This window comes from Paenibacillus aquistagni, from assembly GCF_900177815.1.
Classification (GTDB): Bacteria; Bacillota; Bacilli; order Paenibacillales; family Paenibacillaceae; genus Paenibacillus_B; species Paenibacillus_B aquistagni.
Map to the genome: position 1 here is coordinate 274,148 of NZ_FXAZ01000007.1, position 19,605 is coordinate 293,752.

Annotated in this window: 19 protein-coding genes and 11 tRNA genes; 4 read left to right on the plus strand and 26 right to left on the minus strand. The window is 47.5% G+C overall.

What is annotated here, in order from left to right; genetic code table 11:
* Nucleotides 1–65: 65 nt before the first annotated feature.
* Both B9Y93_RS21085 and B9Y93_RS21090 read right to left on the minus strand, forming a co-directional pair.
* Nucleotides 66–869: a TrmH family RNA methyltransferase gene (locus tag B9Y93_RS21085; RefSeq protein WP_085497948.1), complete on the minus strand. Its 804-nt coding sequence runs from the start codon at nt 867–869 to the stop codon at nt 66–68.
* Nucleotides 870–874: 5 nt separating this feature from the next.
* The gene (locus tag B9Y93_RS21090; RefSeq protein WP_306456764.1) at nt 875–1,543 is read right to left on the minus strand and encodes a potassium channel family protein; all 669 of its coding nucleotides are present in this window, start codon (nt 1,541–1,543) and stop codon (nt 875–877) included.
* A 173-nt stretch (nt 1,544–1,716) separates the two neighbouring features.
* Between B9Y93_RS21090 and sspI the strand changes: the two genes are divergently transcribed.
* Nucleotides 1,717–1,932 (plus strand): small acid-soluble spore protein SspI, encoded by a 216-nt coding sequence (sspI, locus tag B9Y93_RS21095; protein WP_085497952.1) that lies wholly within the window; start codon nt 1,717–1,719, stop codon nt 1,930–1,932.
* A 106-nt stretch (nt 1,933–2,038) separates the two neighbouring features.
* Here the strand turns inward: sspI and B9Y93_RS21100 are convergent, their stop codons facing one another.
* The 5 genes from B9Y93_RS21100 to B9Y93_RS21120 all read right to left on the minus strand — a co-directional run bounded on the left by B9Y93_RS21100 (nt 2,039) and on the right by B9Y93_RS21120 (nt 8,176).
* Nucleotides 2,039–3,133, minus strand: a complete 1,095-nt coding sequence (locus tag B9Y93_RS21100; RefSeq protein WP_176228996.1) for a MerR family transcriptional regulator — start codon at nt 3,131–3,133, stop codon at nt 2,039–2,041.
* 204 nt (nt 3,134–3,337) lie between these two features.
* On the minus strand, nt 3,338–4,921 hold the full coding sequence (locus B9Y93_RS21105; protein ID WP_085497957.1) for a peptide chain release factor 3: 1,584 nt from the start codon (nt 4,919–4,921) through the stop codon (nt 3,338–3,340).
* Between the two features lie 241 nt (nt 4,922–5,162).
* On the minus strand, nt 5,163–5,609 hold the full coding sequence (locus B9Y93_RS21110; protein WP_085497959.1) for a hypothetical protein: 447 nt from the start codon (nt 5,607–5,609) through the stop codon (nt 5,163–5,165).
* A gap of 121 nt (nt 5,610–5,730) precedes the next feature.
* Entirely contained in the window at nt 5,731–7,272 is a 1,542-nt protein-coding gene (zwf, locus tag B9Y93_RS21115; protein WP_085497961.1) for a glucose-6-phosphate dehydrogenase, read from the minus strand.
* A 112-nt stretch (nt 7,273–7,384) separates the two neighbouring features.
* On the minus strand, nt 7,385–8,176 hold the full coding sequence (locus tag B9Y93_RS21120) for a YwmB family TATA-box binding protein (protein ID WP_170936566.1): 792 nt from the start codon (nt 8,174–8,176) through the stop codon (nt 7,385–7,387).
* 226 nt (nt 8,177–8,402) lie between these two features.
* Here B9Y93_RS21120 and B9Y93_RS21125 point away from each other — a divergent pair, with 226 nt between their 5' ends.
* Entirely contained in the window at nt 8,403–8,795 is a 393-nt protein-coding gene (locus tag B9Y93_RS21125; RefSeq protein WP_085497967.1) for a hypothetical protein, read from the plus strand.
* 201 nt (nt 8,796–8,996) lie between these two features.
* On the opposite strand, the gene B9Y93_RS21130 is transcribed toward B9Y93_RS21125, so the two are convergent.
* From B9Y93_RS21130 to B9Y93_RS21160, 7 genes are all read right to left on the minus strand, one after another.
* Nucleotides 8,997–9,647, minus strand: coding sequence for a response regulator transcription factor (locus B9Y93_RS21130; RefSeq protein WP_085498031.1), 651 nt, complete (start codon nt 9,645–9,647; stop codon nt 8,997–8,999).
* Nucleotides 9,607–10,728, minus strand: coding sequence for a HAMP domain-containing sensor histidine kinase (locus tag B9Y93_RS21135; RefSeq protein WP_085497970.1), 1,122 nt, complete (start codon nt 10,726–10,728; stop codon nt 9,607–9,609). Before B9Y93_RS21135 ends, B9Y93_RS21130 begins: the two co-directional genes overlap by 41 nt.
* A 40-nt stretch (nt 10,729–10,768) precedes the next feature.
* Nucleotides 10,769–11,416 (minus strand): cell wall-active antibiotics response protein LiaF, encoded by a 648-nt coding sequence (gene liaF / locus B9Y93_RS21140; protein ID WP_085497972.1) that lies wholly within the window; start codon nt 11,414–11,416, stop codon nt 10,769–10,771.
* A 111-nt stretch (nt 11,417–11,527) separates the two neighbouring features.
* Nucleotides 11,528–12,202, minus strand: coding sequence for a PspA/IM30 family protein (locus tag B9Y93_RS21145; protein ID WP_085497974.1), 675 nt, complete (start codon nt 12,200–12,202; stop codon nt 11,528–11,530).
* Between the two features lies 1 nt (nt 12,203).
* Nucleotides 12,204–12,716, minus strand: coding sequence for a PspC domain-containing protein (locus tag B9Y93_RS21150; RefSeq protein ID WP_085497977.1), 513 nt, complete (start codon nt 12,714–12,716; stop codon nt 12,204–12,206).
* Between the two features lie 7 nt (nt 12,717–12,723).
* On the minus strand, nt 12,724–13,392 hold the full coding sequence (locus tag B9Y93_RS21155) for a PspA/IM30 family protein (RefSeq protein ID WP_085497979.1): 669 nt from the start codon (nt 13,390–13,392) through the stop codon (nt 12,724–12,726).
* A gap of 44 nt (nt 13,393–13,436) precedes the next feature.
* Nucleotides 13,437–13,736 (minus strand): LiaF transmembrane domain-containing protein, encoded by a 300-nt coding sequence (locus B9Y93_RS21160; protein ID WP_085497982.1) that lies wholly within the window; start codon nt 13,734–13,736, stop codon nt 13,437–13,439.
* 562 nt (nt 13,737–14,298) lie between these two features.
* On the opposite strand from B9Y93_RS21160, the gene B9Y93_RS21165 reads away from it, so the two are divergent.
* Together B9Y93_RS21165 and B9Y93_RS21170 are read left to right on the plus strand one after the other, a co-directional pair.
* On the plus strand, nt 14,299–14,832 hold the full coding sequence (locus B9Y93_RS21165) for an NfeD family membrane protein (RefSeq protein ID WP_085497984.1): 534 nt from the start codon (nt 14,299–14,301) through the stop codon (nt 14,830–14,832).
* 43 nt (nt 14,833–14,875) lie between these two features.
* Nucleotides 14,876–16,408 carry a flotillin lipid rafts scaffold protein FloT gene (locus tag B9Y93_RS21170; protein WP_085497986.1) on the plus strand — a complete coding sequence of 511 codons (1,533 nt, stop codon included), beginning with the start codon at nt 14,876–14,878 and terminating at the stop codon, nt 16,406–16,408.
* 157 nt (nt 16,409–16,565) lie between these two features.
* Here B9Y93_RS21170 and B9Y93_RS21175 read toward each other — a convergent pair whose 3' ends face one another.
* The 12 genes from B9Y93_RS21175 to B9Y93_RS21230 all read right to left on the minus strand — a co-directional run bounded on the left by B9Y93_RS21175 (nt 16,566) and on the right by B9Y93_RS21230 (nt 19,530).
* Nucleotides 16,566–17,972, minus strand: a complete 1,407-nt coding sequence (locus B9Y93_RS21175) for a hypothetical protein (protein WP_085497988.1) — start codon at nt 17,970–17,972, stop codon at nt 16,566–16,568.
* 594 nt (nt 17,973–18,566) lie between these two features.
* Nucleotides 18,567–18,650 (minus strand) — tRNA-Leu (locus B9Y93_RS21180).
* A 14-nt stretch (nt 18,651–18,664) separates the two neighbouring features.
* Nucleotides 18,665–18,739 (minus strand) — tRNA-Cys (locus B9Y93_RS21185).
* A gap of 3 nt (nt 18,740–18,742) precedes the next feature.
* Nucleotides 18,743–18,817 (minus strand) — tRNA-Gly (locus B9Y93_RS21190).
* Between the two features lie 3 nt (nt 18,818–18,820).
* Nucleotides 18,821–18,895 (minus strand) — tRNA-Gln (locus B9Y93_RS21195).
* Between the two features lie 8 nt (nt 18,896–18,903).
* Nucleotides 18,904–18,979 (minus strand) — tRNA-His (locus tag B9Y93_RS21200).
* Between the two features lie 21 nt (nt 18,980–19,000).
* Nucleotides 19,001–19,074 (minus strand) — tRNA-Trp (locus B9Y93_RS21205).
* 7 nt (nt 19,075–19,081) lie between these two features.
* Nucleotides 19,082–19,167, minus strand: a tRNA-Tyr gene (locus B9Y93_RS21210).
* A gap of 4 nt (nt 19,168–19,171) precedes the next feature.
* Nucleotides 19,172–19,247 (minus strand) — tRNA-Thr (locus B9Y93_RS21215).
* Nucleotides 19,248–19,257: 10 nt separating this feature from the next.
* A tRNA-Phe gene (locus B9Y93_RS21220) sits at nt 19,258–19,333 on the minus strand.
* Between the two features lie 33 nt (nt 19,334–19,366).
* Nucleotides 19,367–19,443: transfer RNA gene (locus tag B9Y93_RS21225), tRNA-Asp, on the minus strand.
* A 10-nt stretch (nt 19,444–19,453) separates the two neighbouring features.
* Nucleotides 19,454–19,530: transfer RNA gene (locus B9Y93_RS21230), tRNA-Met, on the minus strand.
* Nucleotides 19,531–19,605 lie beyond the last annotated feature (75 nt).

Here is a 19,605-nt window from a genome sequence, read left to right on the forward strand (position 1 = left end):
TTCATAGCTAGGGGACAAGGCTTGTTGTACCATTACGGCATCTTGGACTATTGCTCCTGATACCATCAAAGGGCAAACTCCCTCTGTCTTAGCGCTTCGTACAGCATCACCGTCGTCGCCATTGCGACATTGAGGGATTCTGCGTGTCCCTTCATCGGAATCAAGATATGATCCTCCACAAGAAGAGACACCTCGCTCGACACACCCTTGCCTTCATTCCCTACCACGAACCATGTTGGCTGTGTAAAGTCATACGAATAACAGGTATGCGAGGCCTGAAGGCTTGTGCTTACAACATGGATGCCTTGGCCCTTAACTTCTGGCAGAAGCGTGGTCAGATCGGCCTCTACAATCGGAAGATGGAATAAAGAGCCCATGGTGGAGCGCACGGTCTTGCTGTTGTACAGATCAACGGAGCCCTTGCCGATCACGACTCCAGTTGCTCCTACCGCATCCGCGCTTCGAATGATTGTACCGAGATTGCCCGGGTCCTGCACCCCATCAACAACGATGACAAGAGGCTTGTTGGCCTCAAGGAGCAGGCGATAATCAGCGCCTGGCTTTTGGATAATAGCAAATACCGGCTGCGGCGTCTCTGTATCGGTGCATTTGCGAATAATTGCGTCATTCACTTCAATCCATTCTACATCCATGCCTTTATGTGCCCATTCTTGCAGCTCAGATGGGAGACCTAGCTCCATATCATAAACGATGCTATGTACCTTCGCTTTTGAACGGAGCGCTTCTTGAACAAGATGGATGCCTTCTGCAATAAACAATCCCTCTTTGTTCCGATATTTGCGCTCCTTAAGCTGAACCCACTGCTTTACACGCGCATTGGACAGCGAGGTGATTTGCTGCGTTCTCATTCTATTCATGATTCCTGAAATGCCAGCTCCAATTTGTTTAGATTATCGTTCTGACCGACAATGACCAGAATATCGTCTTCTTGCAAGCGGTAATCGGCAAGCGGTGAGATATTAATATGTCCATTATTCTTAATCGCCATAATGTTGCAGCCGAATCTTGCGCGAATGTCGAGCTCAATCAAGTTCTGACCTACCATGCCGCGGGATGCGCGCACCTCAACAATACTGTGGTTGTCAGACAATTCAATATAATCGAGAATATTAGGCGCAATTAAGTTGTGCGCAACGCGAGTCCCCATATCCCGCTCCGGGAAGACAACCTTATCAGCGCCAATCTTGCTTAGAACCTTACCGTGCAGCTCATTGACTGCCTTCGTTACAATCATCGGTACACCAAGGTCCTTAAGGATCAGCGTTGTCAAAATGCTGGCTTGAATATCTTGTCCAATCGACACAACCACAACATCAAAGTTGCGAATGCCAAGCGCCTTCAGCGCCTCTTCATCCGTTGTGTCTGCGGATACCGCATGAGTCACCATGCTGGCTACCTCTTGAATCCGCTGCTCGCTCTCATCAATGGCCAGTACCTCAAAGCCCATCTTGCTCAGGCTCTGTGCGACGCTTGAGCCAAAGCGTCCCATTCCCAGCACGGCATACTGCTTCTTAACTGCCAAACGAGTCACCTTCTTTATTACCGTCATTATTATGCTTTAGTATACCATAATGAAGACTATTCTCCCAATCCAACCCTCGCCATCTCCTCTAGTGCTGCTGCTCCATGCATGGGTTCAACAGGAGATGGTTAGGATAGAGTAGAAGCCATACAATGCAGAAGGAGGCACTATCGATGAGTGTATTGCTGAATTTGCGCCAAGCAATTGCCCAGAAGTTGACCAACAAAAGCGACGAAGATGTGAAAGAGATGATCGTGAATTCCGTGGACGGGGATGAGATGGCTCTGCCTGGACTCGGCGTCCTATTCGAAATGATCTGGAAGCAAAGCGATGATGCGGCCAAGCAACAATTTATTGATACGATTCAACAGCAGCTCAAAACGACATAAACCACAAAGACGCGGTAGACATGCAACGAAGCTGTCTTTTTCCCGCGTCTTTTTCAATGTAAAGACGGTTTTATCGAACAGGCAGACCTATCGCTTTCCCCGTCCTTTACGCTTCCTTTTTTATCGCACATATGAGGTGCATAAAGGCATTCATCTGCTCTGCCTGCACTTCATAGCCGTGGTTCAGCCACCAGCTTATGAGCCGTGACCGATCTGCATAGAACTCATCGTGAATATCATCAATCTTATCCTGGCGCCCCGCTTCCTTCAAGCGCTTCATACAATGGATTCTTGCGTCTTCGCTCTCAAACATAAGGTCCGCGACAACCACTCTCCCTGCGGGCTTGAGCACATGATCGATCTCCTCCAGCGCGACCAGCTTCTGCTCATCCGTCAAATGATGCAGCGCATACGAAGAGACGACAAAGTCGAATTTCTCATCCACCAATGGCAGCTCCATCATATTGCCAAGAAGAAGCTTGAAGTCAGGATGCTTGCGCTGACATTGCATGAGCATCCCTTCTGATTGGTCTAGTCCTGTCATCACTGCTCCCTTGGCACTGCATAAGGCTGCCAGATTCCCAGTCCCAATGCCTAGATCCAGCCCCTGTTCTCCACATTCAATAGAGGCAGACTCGCAGGTTCTTCTCAATATCTCATCATAATTAGCATGGACATCGAGCGGATCCTCATGCCTCTTCACAGCAAGATCATAATGAAGGGATTGATCATTGAAGTTCCACCGATCCTCCCAGCCTTCCCTCAGCTGCTTAAGCATTTTGGACCGCTCCGTAATGTTGCTCATTTCATTCATCGTGTCATCCCCTTTATTATGCTGTAAATGCGCTGTTAGCTGGTCCATTTGTCGAATGAGCAGCTTCATCTGCACCATTTCCTTGCCCAGTTGCTCGCGCTTGCGCTGCAGCAACGGGATGAGCGCTTTTAGATTAGATTGCAGCACATCTTCAAGACACAGCTGAATATCTTCGATGGACAAATCGAGCTCTCGAAGCATGCCAATCACCTGAAGCACGCTTAGATCATTCTCCGTTACTTCCCGATAGCCATTATCCGCCTGCTTATTGAGTTCAATAAGTCCCCGCTCCTCATAGTACCGGATCGTGCGCGTTGTCATGCCAAGTCTCCGTGCGGCTTCTAATATTCTCATGGCAATCACCTCGATTCCTCGTATTTGTTCCATCCTCGCATCATGATCCGATGTTATATCTTGCATTATAGACATTAACGCAGCGTCAATGTAAAGGGGCTATTTCTGTTTAAAGCTCTTCCTGTTAAAAAAGCCTGCTGCAGGACTAAGCTGCAGCAGGCTTCATTGATATCATGTGTCAAGCGGATAAAGCTTCAGGATATCTATCTCTTCTATACACCGTAATGACAATCAAGATCAAGGTGCCGTCTCAAGGAATTGAACGTCCGGCATCTTATCCATCGCGGTGCGCATCGCATATTCATTTTCAAACAGAGCAACAAAGTTGTCTTTCTTATCCTTCACAAGCTGAGAGTTAATACGGAACTTCGTCGGATCAATATCCTTGCCAACCACCCAGCGCGCGAATTGGAACGTCAAGCGCTGCAGCTGCACATCGACACCGTACTCAGCCTTCATCCGGTATTCGAACACTTCGAATTGGAGCTGGCCGACTACGCCCAGAATCGTTTCATCAAACACCCCTGTGCTGGTAAAGACTTGAATGGTCCCTTCCTCTGTAAGCTGATCGACACCCTTCTGGTATTGCTTATGCTTCAAAGCATTTTTTACTGTAACACGGGCAAAGATCTCAGGAGAGAACGTAGGCAGCTCGTCAAAAGTGACCTCCGAGCCTTGGCTCAGGCTGTCTCCAATGCGGAAGATGCCCGGATCGAACAATCCGATAATATCTCCCGGATACGCTTCTTCCACAATATCCCGATCCTGTGCCAAGAACTGCTGCGGCTGTGCCAGCTTGATTTCTTTGCCTACACGCACGTGCTTAACCGACATGCCTCGGGTAAACTTGCCTGAGCAGATCCGCAGGAACGCAATGCGGTCACGATGCGCAGGGTTCATATTCGCTTGAATCTTGAACACATAGCCTGAGAACTTCTCATCCGTAGGCGCAACCGGTCCCTCGGTCGCTTGACGCGTGGAAGGCTTAGGCGCAAGCTGCAGGAAGTTCTCCAAGAAAGTCTGCAGGCCAAAGTTATTGATTGCACTGCCAAAGAACAGCGGAGTCAGTTCGCCGCGGCTAACCTTCTCATAGTCGAACGGATCGCCAGCGACATCAAGCAGTTCCAGCTCCTCGCACAGTTGATTATGAAGAAATTCTCCTGCCATATCGCGAATAACCGGATCTTGATAATCTTCAACCTTCTGCACTTGGATATTGGAGTGATCGTCTCCTTGGAACAGCTCAACCTGATTTTTCATGCGATCATAAATGCCGCACAAGTCACGTCCCATGCCAATTGGCCAGTTCATAGGCACCGCGCGAATTCCAAGCACCTGCTCCAACTCTTCCATAAGGTCAAATGGGCTGCGGCCTTCACGGTCCAATTTATTAATAAAGGTAAAGATCGGAATGCCGCGCTTCGCGCAGACTTGGAACAGCTTGATAGTCTGTGCCTCGACACCCTTCGCAACGTCGATCAGCATGACTGCGCTGTCCGCTGCCGTAAGCGTACGATACGTATCCTCACTGAAGTCCTGGTGACCTGGCGTATCCAAGATGTTAACCCGATGTCCATTATAATCGAACTGCATCACGGAGGAAGTAACGGAGATTCCACGCTGCTTCTCGATCTCCATCCAGTCACTCGTAGCGTGACGATTCGCTTTTCTCGCTTTGACCGTTCCTGCAAGGCGAATAGCGCCTCCAAACAACAGCAGCTTCTCTGTCAACGTTGTTTTCCCGGCATCCGGGTGTGAGATGATCGCGAACGTGCGGCGCTTCGCGACTTCTTCTTGTAATTGTTCCGATAATTTGCTCATTCACCATTGCCCTCTCATCACAAAATCACATAAGAACTATTTTAACACAAGAAAAGCCTCTATATGAAATAATCTCGCTGCATATCGGAGAGTTTCATGATAGAAGCTTTTCCAGTCGTTTTAGAATGAAGCTGACAATGGCTTTGAAGGTAGCCCTTAGCCCTTCACCCTAATCCTCATGGTATCGTATTAAAAAGAAATGCATGTCTCATCCAGAGCATCTCTGCTCTGCTGCCGCCTATTATGCTTCAGGCTGATAAAAGGCGCGCATAACGAGATGGACCACTTGAGCATCTCCCTGCGGCTCTACCAGCACAACCCAGTTGCTTGCAAGCGCGGCTTGAACAAAGCGTGCCTCAGCCTCATCTAATGTCAAACCGTTGAAGCGTCCTTCTCCTTCAGTATAATCCTTCTCTGTTTCCACGCCATAGCGGAATTTGAGCCAGTTTTTCAGTCCATATACCGTATTGAAGGTCATTTGATAGCCGCCGGCAACAGCAGCTGCCAGATCCTCTTGATGCTCACGCGCATAGCTTACCCATTCCGAATAATCGGTCTTAGAATCAGCTAGCGGGGTAATGTCGTTCGTCTCAATGATGTGAAGCAGTTGTTCATCCGACAAGCCAAGACTGCGCGCCTTCTCCAATAGCACGGCACTATTTTGCGAAATACGTGGTAAAGTAGCCATTATTCATCCAACCCTTCTTGTGATTACGCTTGATGTATGAGTCCAAACTTATCTTTTCGAAAAAAGCTGCGCCCTTGACGGGCACAGCTAGGCGTTATACATCCATACGTCCGTCTTGATGTTATTTCCAGATTACAGTGTCCTCTTCTTGTCCATTTACCGGCCACCAATGGAAGCCGTCCTGCTGAAGCAGCTGATCTGCCGCTTCCGGTCCCCATGAGCCTGCTGGATACATTTGCAGATCATCATTGGTTCCCTGCCAAGCTTCCGCAATACGATCGACGAAGGCCCACGCTGCGGCCACTTCATCCCAGCGGGTAAAGTAAGTGGAATCTCCACGAGCCGCGTCGAAGATAAGGCGTTCATACGCTTCTGGTGTATTGATGCCGATCATGCAGCTTTGGCAGAAATCCATTGCAAGCGGCGTAATGCCGCCTTCTGCGCCTGGCGTCTTGCCGTTAATGCGAACATAAATGCCTTCCATCGGATTCACTCGAATCACGAGCAAATTCGGCTCCAGCTTATGCTTGCTGCCCAGATAGACGTTCGAAGGCATGCTCTTGAATTCCACAACGACTTCCGTCGTCTTGACAGGAAGTCGCTTGCCTGTCCGAATATAGAACGGCACTCCGGCCCAGCGGAAGTTGTCTACGAATACACGCGCCGCCAAATACGTCTCCGTATCGGATACCGGATTGACCTTCTCTTCCTCGCGATAGCCCGGAAGGTCCTTGCCGCGATGCTGGCCAGCCGCATATTGGCCGCGAACAACATGGTTGGACACTTCATCCGCATTCATATACTGACGCAAGGAGCGAAGCACCTTCACCTTCTCATCGCGAATATCCTCAGGATGCAGACGGCTAGGCGGCTCCATCGCAATCATCGTGAGCATCTGCAGCATATGGTTCTGTACCATATCCCGAAGCGCGCCGGCCTGATCATAATAACCGCCTCGTTCTTCGACCCCTACTGTCTCTGACATCGAGATTTGCACATTGGCAATATGCTTGTTGTTCCAGAGCGGCTCAAAGAACGCATTTGCAAATCGGAGGACCTCAATATTCTGAACCATCTCTTTGCCTAGATAATGATCAATACGATAAATCTGATCTTCTTTAAAGACACTGCGCAGCTCTTCATTCAGCTTCTCCGCTGATTTCAGATCATAGCCAAACGGCTTCTCAATTACCAAGCGGCTCCAGCCTTCTGTTTCAAGCATTCCGCCATCGCGAAGATTGCGGGATACGCCGCCGAACAATTCTGGCGCAAGCGCCAAATAAAATAAACGATTGCCTGGAATATTGAATTCACGCTCCAAGCTCTCTGTCTGAATCTTAAGCTCACGGAAACCGTCAACATGATTAATATCTAAAGGCTTGTATTCAAAATGCTTTGCAAATTGTCCCCAATCCTCATCCGCCTGAACCTGATAGCGACAGAATTCATCGATGGATGCGCGGACATCAGCACGGAATTCATCATTCGTGCGAGGACGACGAGCTAGTCCTATAACAGCGAAGTTCTCCGTTAATTTGCCTTCACGGTACAAGCTATAAATCGCAGGGAACAGCTTGCGGCGCGCCAGATCGCCTGTGGCACCAAATATGTAAAACACTGCTCCCTCCGACAACACCGTTTCTTGATTCTGCATCTCAGTCATCTCTCTCCATCATCCTTACACTCGTTATAGATGTACCTATTTATTCACTTGCGAATGTGATGCCATTTTATCACAGAAAAGCGCCTGATTCCATCTTTCCAGACAAAACCCATTAGTATTCTCCTGCTATTAAGGGTGTCCCAAAAGTAACCTTCGTTAACCCCGTTTCTCCATTTTCATGTGCTGCGACCTGAAGATTCACCGTACTGTCCTTCATCTTCACCCCTTGTCCCATGTAACTCACATGATAAGAGACACTGATCGTTCGGTCATCCTCATATCGATCCAGCGGCAGTGCCTCACCCATCTCCTGTATGGCTTGCTCAGCCTTGCTCCAAGCTTCTTTAAGATCGAGCGCGGCCTCTGCTCTAACAGCAGCATTCCAATCTACTGCATATTCGGCTTCCTTAAGCACCATATATAAACGCTCAGCTTCTTCTATTGCCCCTTTTCTGCCGCCATCTGAAGCTCCTTCAATGGTAACCGTATAATAAGCTTTGCCATCCTGTTCGAAGAACATCAGGACACGACTCTCCCAGCCCAAACCCTGATAATGAAGTCGAAATACCTCCCGGCCATGCTCCGTTACAGCCTTGAAGCTGGCATTCACCTGAATGGTCTTCTTCCATTCCTCGCGCGCTTGTTCAAAGTGAGCAGCGGTTGTTCCAAAGGAGCCCTGCACCGTAATTGTAGTTGGGAGATGGCGACCGCCAATAAGATCAGCCAACACCCACAATGTGTTCACTTTTTTGTCCATGTCTACAGCTGGAGCAAGATCTTGCTCTTTAGAAGATTGGAGCCAGCCTGCTGTGAATGAGGATTCCATTCCAACCTTTATCGCACCGCATAACGAAAGAAGAATAAGACACAATACTGCAAGCTTGCCTATGTGCTTTTTATTCATCGCAAACCTCCATCTTCTAATTGTCAAAAGGACATCCCATCTAGAACATGAACGGTACTGCATACGTTTTATCGTCTCTACTTGTGCCTAGACACACTTTCGTGAAAATCCGAAATTCTATACAAGAATAGGCAGATTTATGTGCTCGATCTGGGTAATCAACCATACACGAGTGTCTATGCTGAATACAATGTAGCAACATGATACTGACAGGAGGCTATAGGTCATGGTGGAAATTCCTTTGGATGAGCAGGTCCTCGCGCAATTATGCGGCAGACCTGTCTGTGTAGTAACCCAAGATGGCCGTCGATATATAGGTCAACTAAGCCGTTGTCATCAGGGGAAGCTCATTTTGAATGAACAAGCGGATTCGGACTCAAGCGGACACGCTGAGCATAAAGAACCTCGCCAATCCAAGAAAGGGAAAAAATCAAAGTCCAAAACCTCAAAGGAAAAAGAAGCGGCCGCGCCTGCTACAGCGATGTCTCAATATGGTCCTTATGGCGGCGGAGGTTACCCGCCTCCCTATCCCTATCAACCTCAACCGTATCCTTTTTATGGACCGCGCATTGAGCTCGACTTTGCCCTCATTGCTTTATTATTTCTCCTTCTTATCTAAAGGTTCCTGCTGCTTGTTCACGCTCTCTATCATACGAATACACCCCGCAGCTGAAAGCATTCAGACTGCGGGGTGTATTCGTCATGTACGTTATTGACTATAGATATAAGGTCGTAGCTGAGAGCTGGTCAGGCTTAGCGTGTCACATATCAGTCGATCGATTGATCATAAGCTTCATAGAAATAAGCAAAACGCTTATATTTATTCCGCCAATCCGTTCTTATAAGCATAAATCGCCGCTTGCGTTCGATCCTCTACGCCCAGCTTAGCAAGTATATTGGTAACATGGAACTTGACCGTCTTGATACCGATAAACAACTCATCGGCGATGTCCTGATTGGACTTGCCTTTGGCAAGCAAGGTCAAGACATCCATCTCACGCTCAGTCAGCTGCTCATGAGCGGCTTGAGCAGGCTTGGGTTGACGGAAGCGATTCATCATCTTGGAAGCGACTTGAGACTCAAGTACGGACTGTCCTCTCGCTGCTGCGCGGATCGCTTCCGCGATCTCTGTAGCACGAGATGTTTTCAAGAGGTAGCTGAAGGCTCCTGCTTCGATAACGGGATACATCTTCTCATCATCTAGATAGCTCGTCAGCACGATAACCTTGCAATCAGGATGAAGCTGCAGCAGCTTGCGTGTCGTCTCAATGCCATCCATTCCATCCATGACCAAGTCCATCAGCACCACTTCTGGCTTGTATTCTAATGCCAATCGAATGCCTTCTTCTCCGTTGCTTGCCTCACCAACAACTTCAATGCCGTCTTCTGTGCTTAGCACTGCAGCAAGGCCGATTCTAACCATCTCGTGATCATCCACGAGCAGCACTTGAATCGGCGTTTCCATCTCCATCTCTATCGAATCCATCCTCAACCTCTTCCTCCTTCCAAATTGGCTCATCCTTCGGTAATGGGATACGAATCTCAATACGCGTTCCCTTGCCAGGCGCCGTAATGAATTGGATTGAGCCGCCAATCTCATGCACCCGCTCCTGCATCGTCTTCAGGCCATAGCTGACCTGCTTATGATCTTCCCATTCAAATCCAACTCCGTTATCACGGATCATAAGCCGCACTGCATCCTCGCGATTTTGCAGCTTAATCTCCATTCGCTCAGCCTTGGAGTGGCGAAGGGCGTTGGACATGGCTTCTTGAACAATGCGGAACAAGTGATTCTCCACGCCTTTGAGCAGATGAATATCCTCATCAACCTCGCAATGCATGTCAATGGGCACTTTGGTTTGGAGCTCATGAATCAGCTCCCTCAGCCCCTGTACAAGGCCTTTGCCCTCCAAGTGAACAGGCCGCAAATGAAGCAGCAGCGCCCTCATCTCGGATTGCGCGACAGATGCCATCTCTTCGATGAGCTCGACTTGGCGCTCCGCTCGATCGAAGTCGCGTCCTAATGTTCGTTTTACCGCTGTGGCGGTCATCGATATTGCGAACAGCTGCTGGCTTACCGCGTCATGCAGCTCCCGCGCCAATCGTTGGCGCTCTTCCATAATAGCAGATATTCTCGCCTGCTCTGCAAGTTGAGCGTTGTTTGTGGATAAGCGCTGCAAGGAAGTAACCTGCTCCTCCCAGCGCTTGCTGACTCGGCCCAACTGTTCGGCAAGCTGACCTAGCTCATCATGACCCAGCTCAGGCATCGGCCTTGAAAGATTGCCCTTTTCTAAGAGCACCATCGATTCGCGCAGCAGCTCAATGCGATGCTTCATCTTATATCCTTGATAAAAGCCAAACAAAATAGCGACGACCCCAACTACGATTACAGCAGTCAAGGTTGCTTTTACGCCGTCATATAACGTGTTAAAAGGCTGTACATATCCAGCAGACTGCATAATGTAGACAACGATAAACAGCAAGATAAATGAAAGAAGCAACGTTTCTCCCATCATACGAATGACCATATTCACGCTTTTCTTGTTATTCATAGCGGATTCGCTGCTCCTTTCATCCTCATCCGTCCATTTCTTAATGAAGCCTGATATCGACATCTCCAATTATATAAGACAAATATATCTTAACGCGTTGATCGCACGTATGATAATGCGGCGAGCGCCATGTCCATTTGTTAAAGAAACCGGTATCTCTGTCATGTGCGACATCAATTTGACCAAATAATACAGTCGCCTCAATCTCAACGCCAACATCATCTGGAATAGTAATATCAAAGTCACCAAACACGCCTTGGAATAACAGCGTGGTCTCATCCTCCTCTTGCATAGCCAAGGATAAGTCAATATCACTCTCTCCTACCATATGCCATAAGCTCTGGCTGTACAAATGATATGGCTCACGATCCCATTTCAAGCTTGTCATCAAATTATGACGCTTCATGGCTTGTACATGAGGCTGAATGGATCTGGATCGAAAATAGAAATAAAGAAGCGACAATACAATGATCCCGATAAATAACATTAAATGCTCCAGCAGAAGAATGGTTCCTCCTACCCCAAGCAATAGGTAGCCTATCTTTGTTTCCATATTCTGAATCTTCTTCACACCGAAGACAAGCATAATGAGAGCGACAAACGTTCCAAAGCTGATAAATTTCCCGATAAGAATCATCAGTCCTACCACTATCAGCACGTAGGCAAGCAGCCTGTTGTTCATTTTCATGTCGCACCTCCTGTTCTTCTCATGTGGAAAAGGCAACTACGGCGATGCAGCTCGCATCGCCGTAGGCATTCTTATTTAGCATATCACAACTTATTGCTAAATCCCAAGCAATTATTCCGTTTTGCCAAGCTTCTGCTTCAGCGCTGCAATTTGCTCTTCCACTTTAAGCTGCTTCTCTGGATCAACTGGCGGCTGATAAGTAGTTGCGCTTGTATAAGGTACACGAACAACCTCTGCTTCAGCCTCCAATTGCATAATTTTCTCCTCCATACGGTGGAAACCTAAGGATGCACTTCCGCTCTCGATGGTGTGAAGCGTGTTGATGGATGCCATTTGCTTGCGAGCTTTTGCCATTTGAGCACGAGCGGACAACTCATTGCGCTTATTGCGCATTTTATAGAACTCGTCTTTCATTGCGTGCATTTGGTGCATCAATTCATCCGCTTGAGCTTTTGCTTGAGCGTGCAGATCCTGGAACTCAATGATCTTTTGATCGTAGTACAATTTTTCTTCCAAGAACTTGCGAGCCATTTCCTCTTGTCCAGCTACCAATGCGCGTTCAGCTTGCCCCTCGCGTTCAGCAGCAACACGAACTGCCTCTTCATAGCGCTGCTTCATGCGGCGCTCATTTGCCATTTGTTTTGCAACCGTTACTTCAGCATCACGAATTTCCTGCTCCATGTCGCGAAGATATTGATTCAACATTACAACTGGATCTTCAACCTTATCCAACAAATCATGTACCGATGCCTTTGTCATGTCTTTTATACGTTTAAATACTCCCATTTTACTTATCCCCTTTCTCGTATCTCGCGAGTTGCTCGCGCAAATTTTCAATTTCGTTTTTCATTGCTTTCTTCTCGATGTCTTCCATCATGGAGTCAAGCTCTGAGCTTGTACGGTTCGTACCATAGCTCCCTGACTGATTATTGTTGTACGATTGTCCGTAAGTATTGCGTTGTCCGTGGCTGCCTTGAGTTCCGTAGTTATTTCCCTGAGTTCCGTAGTTGTTTGGGCCTGTGTAACCTGCACCGTTGTTGTAGCCTTGGTAATCATAGCCTTGACCATAAGGATTGCCGCTATTGTGGCCGTATGGACCATATGGACCGTAAGGCAGAGGTTCCTTTGGCACAACAAGTGCAAGGACAAAGTATAGAAACAGCGGAACGCCGGTAAAGAGAATCGTTAGGACTGTTAACACCCGAACAAGCGTTGCATCCACATTGAGCCACTCTGCGAGCCCACCACACACGCCGAAGAGCTTGCGGTCGCGTCTGGAACGATACAATTTCTTATTCATTGCCTTGTCACTCCTTCGGTGTGTTCAATTTCTCTCGCAGCCGCTGCATCTCTTGCTGCAGCTGCGCTTCTTTCTCATAGGAACCTTGAATATTCTGATTCATATGACGAATGTTGTTTAGACTTTGCGTTTCCCACTCCATATCGGTCACCCGATCATCAAGACGTCTGAACATCCCGTCGGTCTGGTTGCCGCCGAAGTGATTGGTGCGCTCGTTCATACGCTGCTGCAGTCGAATGGTTTGCATTCTTGCGATGTACAGCTGACGCTTGTCGTACACCGTTTGGAATTCGCCTTTCAGCGTATGAAGCTGTTGCTCCAATTCAAGGATTGAATCCTTCGTGCGATTGTACAGTTCTGTATAATGCTGAGCTTTCTCCTCATGCATGAGCTTCTCTTGCAGGGCAAGCTTCGCTGCGTACTCCTCATTCGCTTTTAAGGCGATAAGCGCTTGCTGCTCCCTGCGATCTCGCAGCTCCACTGCTTGATTCATTTGCTGCTTCATCTGATTGGCGTGCATCACATACTGCTTATACAAGCGCTCAGATTCGTTGATCTCTTGCTGAGTGCGCATCAGGAACTGATCAATTAGTTGAATCGGGTCTTCTGCGCGATCAAGGTGCTCATTCAATGATGCAAGTGTAATGTCTCTTACTCGACGAAATATGCCGCTCATTCACCATATCCTCCTTCACTGCAATCTGTTTGATCACTACTTCATCAGAATGGACTTCGTTTTTGAGGCCCCTTCAGCATCGACACTCCCCAGAAGATCAAAGCCCCGGCGAAGATAATGCCGATGAGCCAGGAGAACTTGCCGATCAAGCCAATCGCTCCGATGATGAGGAATACCCACCCGAAGAACGAATTCCCAGCCTTTATTCCATAATAGCCTAATGCAATCAAGGCGATCGGAATAAGGTATCCGAACAATCCTCCAAGGAACGGGGCTAATTTGCCTAACAAGATGAGCGCTCCAAATGCGATTAATACCAAAGCCATTACATTGTTACGTTGCATGCTGTTCGTCACCGCCTTTCGTTTATCCCGTTTGCTTATGTCTTTATTTTAGGTGGTTTTCGATTTTGCCAAAACAGGCTTCGGGCGGTTTTTGGACCTAGACCGAAGTCGGGGGACCTAACCTCCCTAAGATTGAGCCCATCTAAGACCTCTCCTCCTCCTCTTCATCGTGCGAATCCACATACCCGATGATCTTTTTTAACTATATAATAGAAGGAATTATTTCAGCGTCACTTCTGACTTGCCTTTGCCTCACATCATAGCACCCTTTCTTATGTCTTGTTGCCTTTATCACCTTATAAGATCTCAAGGTCTGGAACATGATTCCATTTTAACTCAAGCCACTATTCACATCTTTTTCTTTGTAATCATTTGTAATCAAGTAATATTGATTATGATAAGGTTATGATGAATAAGCATGAACTCAATATCTAGAGCTGAAGCCAAGCAACAGCATGTCCTTCTTAACTGGAAGATGAAACGTTTTCGTGACAATATCGTATGTAATAATATGCACTTAAAAAATCCCCATTTTACACTTTTCATACAATGGAGTGAGACGATGGAAACCTTATATTGGTCTCTCATTATTTTCGGAGTGCTGTATGCACTCGTCACGTTGTTATTTACAGAAGTCATGGATCATATCTTTGATGCTCTCATCGGGGACTCTGGTCTAGACTTCTTGCAGCCTACAGTGCTGGTTAGCGGATTAACCGTGTTTGGCGCCGCTGGACTGCTGCTCGATCGCTACACGCTGCTTAGTACAGCATGGATAATTGTACTCGCTGTCGCTGTCGCAATCTTAGGCTCTATCGGTGTCTACTTCTTGTATGTCCGACCTATGGAGAATCGAGAGAACTCTCTGGGCTATTCCATTCAGGATCTGATCGGGTCCATTGGAGATGTAAGCATTTCGATTCCTTCTCAAGGCTATGGCGAGGTCATTGTTCGCGCAGGGCTGTCCAATACGAATCATATTGCGGCATCGTTTGATGGCGATTCTATCCCTCAAGACAGTCGAGTTGTTATTGTTGAAGTAAAGGACCACACGGTGTATGTGTCTCCATTAGATACAGGGAATTCCCCAGTGTAGTCTTTGTACTTATAACTAATTTATATAAAAAGGAGCGACGCAAATGGAAGATGTATTGCTTATCCCCCTCATTGTCGTAGGGGTCATCGTAGTACTTGGCCTCGCATTCTGGGCTCGCTACAAGACGGTTAGTCCTGATGAGGCTATGATCGTAACCGGAACATACTTAGGCACCCGCAACGTCCTAACAGATGAATCCGGCCGCAAGATGAAGATTGTACGAGGTGGAGGGGCATTTATCCTCCCTATCTTCCAGCAATCTCAATTCCTATCCTTACTCTCACATAAGCTTGATGTAACAACGCCTGAAGTGTACACAGAGCAAGGCGTCCCTGTTATGACAGATGCTGTTGCGATCATTAAGATTGGCGGTGCGGTTGAAGACATTGCAACCGCAGCGGAACAGTTTCTTGGAAAGCCGACTGAGGCTTTGAAGTCTGAAGCACAGGAAGTTCTTGAAGGTCATTTGCGTGCTATACTCGGCTCTATGACCGTTGAAGAAGTGTACCGCAACCGCGATCGTTTTGCTCAAGAGGTTCAATCGGTCGCAGCGAAGGACCTTAAGAAGATGGGTCTTCAGATCGTATCCTTCACGATCAAAGATGTGCGTGATAAACATGGATACTTAGATGCGCTTGGTAAGCCGCGTATCGCTGCTGTAAAGCGAGATGCGGATATCGCAGAAGCAGAAGCAGTTCGTGACTCGCGTATTCAAAAGGCAAAAGCAGAAGAAGAAGGAATGAAAGCTGAACTGCTTCGTGACACCAACGTCGCTGAAGCAGCAAAGTCGAAGGAGCTTAAGGTCGCTGCCTTTAAGCGTGAACAAGATATGGCGCGCGCGGAAGCAGACCAGGCTTACTTCATCCAGGAGGCACGCTCTAAGCAGAGCGTAGTCGAGGAGCAAATGCAAGTCGAATTGGTTCGTAAAGAGCGGGAAATCGACCTCGAAGGAAAAGAAATTCTTCGTCGCGAGAAGCAGTATGATGCAGAAGTGAAGAAAAAGGCTGACGCTGAGCGATATTCCGTTGTTCAAGCGGCAGAAGCTGAAAAATCTCGTAAATACCTGGAAGCGGATGCCTTGCAATATCGAATCGAAGCAGAAGCGAAAGCGCAAGCCGAGCAAAAGCGTCTTGAAGGACTTGCAATTGCAGATGCTGAGCGCGCACGCGGTACGGCTGAAGCAGAGGTTATTCGCCTCCGTGGTCTTGCAGAAGCAGAAGCGAAGCAGAAACTCGCTGAAGCATTTGAAAACTATGGGCAGGCTGCAGTTCTCGATATTATTGTAACTATGCTGCCTGAACTTGCTGGCAAGGTTGCTGAGCCGCTTAAGTCTATCGACAAGCTTACTGTGGTCGACACTGGCAATGGCGAAGGCGCAGCTCGTGTAAGCAACTACGTCACACAACTTATGGCTACTGCACCTCAGATGCTCAAGGATGTATCCGGACTTGATGTGGAGAAGATGATTAAGCGATTCACAGAAGGCCACAATGATACTGCACCTAAGTCTCCTTCACCAACTGTTCCAGCCTTAGAAGAAATAGTACAGGAAGATATGGACACCACCAAGGAATAAGTCCTATCGTTCATGTTATGAAATAGCACTCAAAAGCCATGATGCTGCTGCAATATTGCTCATACAACATTGAGCATTGCAGCCATCATGGCTTTCTTTTGTCCTGAACCACACATGTATGTAAGAGAATATATCCTGCTCAATACTTGTTCATATTTTATTGATCCTCCATACCGGCAGCTGTACCCATTTTTTGAGAAATAAATTGTTTGAATCTATCAAAATATCGTTCGGATGCCTCCCAACGCTTGGCGTCCAAAAAGGGCATATCCTGACGAGCATGATGGTTAGGAGGTTGATAATACCGTGAAACATACGCGTCGTTGTCCAATGTATAGAAATAAAAGGCTCCATCCGGAGTCTCGATATCAATCCGGGCAGCAAAGCAGTATCCATCCTCGTCTGTATATGCCTGACGACGAAAGCCGTAATATTTGGAACCGTCCCAGAAACCGTCATTCTCCTCCCCATACGGGTCTAGCTCTTGTATGACAGGGTGCTGCAAAATGTCTTGCATATATTTCACCTCAATATTTGGTAAATAAAGCTCGGCTACATTCACGCAAGTCAGCAGCATAATCCAATATTCGCTTAGTTCGGCTAGATGCTCTGGGGATTTTTCCGTAATATCCCCCCACTCATCCCCTTCAACTCCGGTCTTCATCAACAAACTGACAGATTGATCATCGTTCAAATAAATAAAATAACGGTGCTGAGTAGTCTCGATATAAATGTTGGCGTTCTGTTTGTCTCCATCGGCATCAATATACTCCCTTTGCACTTTGAAATATGCATCATGCTCCTCAAAATCAAAATAAGGCTTATCATCCGTCATCAAAATACACTGAGTCAATTTTAGTATATTTTCTTTATGGATTGTGTTCTTAGTGAAATATAAATGGACGGCTTTCTTTTGTTGGAGAGCTTCATTCCAATTAAGCACGGCGGAACGCCCTTCCTCAAGTACAGTTACCAGCATATGAAAAGAGAAATCGATTTCTTCCTCTTCGATGTCCAAAAAAACATCGTCAACCAACACTTCTCGAATATCGATAGGAAGCTCGTGACAAACGGCGACCGTATCCCACACGTTTACCGAGCATACGATACTCTGCTGCCCGTCTACATTGAAGCGATATTCACCATCCTGAACTAACACTTTGGCATTAAGATTGCCTTCAACAATCATTTCTCCATGGTTGTAGGAACCGTATAATATTTCCGCTACCATCACATTGCCTGCCACAAAGATTTCCTGACCGCCTACAGCGATATTTTGGGCAGACAGGTTACCTGTCACCATAAGCCCTATGGCACCGTCTGTTTCTCTGTTATAGAGGTTGTCCACTGTAAAGTTTCCATTAATAAAAAAGAGTAGTACTTCTTCTTGCTGCGGGAAAGGCATGTGCCAATCCAGATTGAGAGAAGGTAATGTTAAATCCCCCTCATAGTAGGCGACAAGGTGTTCATCGTTGAAATCCTTGTAATACTTCGCCCACCAAGAGTTGTCAGGGAATTTTTCTGCAATTTGACTAATTGGCATAAACTGAAATACGTTACTCATACCTCACACCTCCTAAAATTTCCATTATCTTCTCATGCATTAAAATGACTGTCAATTGTGTAGATTACGCTTCTTATAAGGCATATAACAGAAGGCTGGATTGCTTCCCATCCCCATCGTTGCTATACACTTTCAGCCCTCGTTATGTCCAATTACGATTGTGCCTATTTGTGGTTCCACAGCGGATTCGACGATATGGTGGCAAGCTCTATGCAGTCCTTTCAGCTTCGTCACAATATTTCCAAAGCCAATCATCATTTCGTTATTATGAAATACAAAGAACCCCCTGATGATCAATCGGCATTGATCATCAGGGGGATTGCGATATTATGATATCAGTGAGAGGACTCGAACCTCCACGGGTCTCCCACATTCGATTTTGAGATTAGTGCTGCGGAAAGAGAGAAGAACTCATGGCAAAGGTCGTAAGTTTCGCAGCGTTCCCTCTAAGGCTACCATGTGCCTGCGTACTCGTGCGATACATCGCAGATTGCGTCCTTCGATCATCTTTGGGCCACGTTAACGTTAACAACACGATAAGACATAAAAAAAAAGCCCATTAGATTATCTCTAATGAACGGTTTGTAATAAAAGTGGTACCGGTGAGAGGACTCGAACCTCCACGGATCTCTCCATTCGATTTTGAGTCGAACGCGTCTGCCATTCCGCCACACCGGCATATGAAGTTCTAATGGAGGCGCCACCCAGATTCGAACTGGGGAATAAAGCTTTTGCAGAGCTTTGCCTTACCACTTGGCTATGGCGCCATCTGGAGCGGACAACGAGATTCGAACTCGCGACCCTCGCCTTGGCAAGGCGATACTCTACCACTGAGCTATGTCCGCAAATGGCTGGGGATATAGGATTCGAACCTATGCATGACGGAGTCAAAGTCCGTTGCCTTACCGCTTGGCTAATCCCCAATGAAATATGGGGCGATCGATGGGAATCGAACCCACGAATGTCGGAGCCACAATCCGATGCGTTAACCACTTCGCCACGACCGCCATATTGTCTTTAAAGTTTCTTGGCAGGGGCAGCAGGAATTGAACCCACACTAACGGTTTTGGAGACCGCTGTTCTACCTTTAAACTATGCCCCTTTAAAGATGGTGGAGGATGATGGATTCGAACCACCGAACCCGGACGGGAACAGATTTACAGTCTGCTGCGTTTGGCCACTTCGCTAATCCTCCATGGTGGTGCCGGCGAAAGGAGTCGAACCCTCGACCTACTGATTACAAGTCAGCCGCTCTACCAACTGAGCTACACCGGCAAATACTACATGGTGGCTTGGGACGGAATCGAACCGCCGACACAAGGATTTTCAGTCCTTTGCTCTACCGACTGAGCTACCAAGCCGAATATATGGTTGTTGTCATCAATAAGTGATGATGGCGGAGCTGACGGGATTCGAACCCGCGGTCTCCTGCGTGACAGGCAGGCATGTTAGGCCTCTACACCACAGCTCCATATGTGAATTGGTTGCGGGGGCAGGATTTGAACCTACGACCTTCGGGTTATGAGCCCGACGAGCTACCAGACTGCTCCACCCCGCGATATTATGGTGGACGCTGACGGGATCGAACCGCCGACCCTCTGCTTGTAAGGCAGATGCTCTCCCAGCTGAGCTA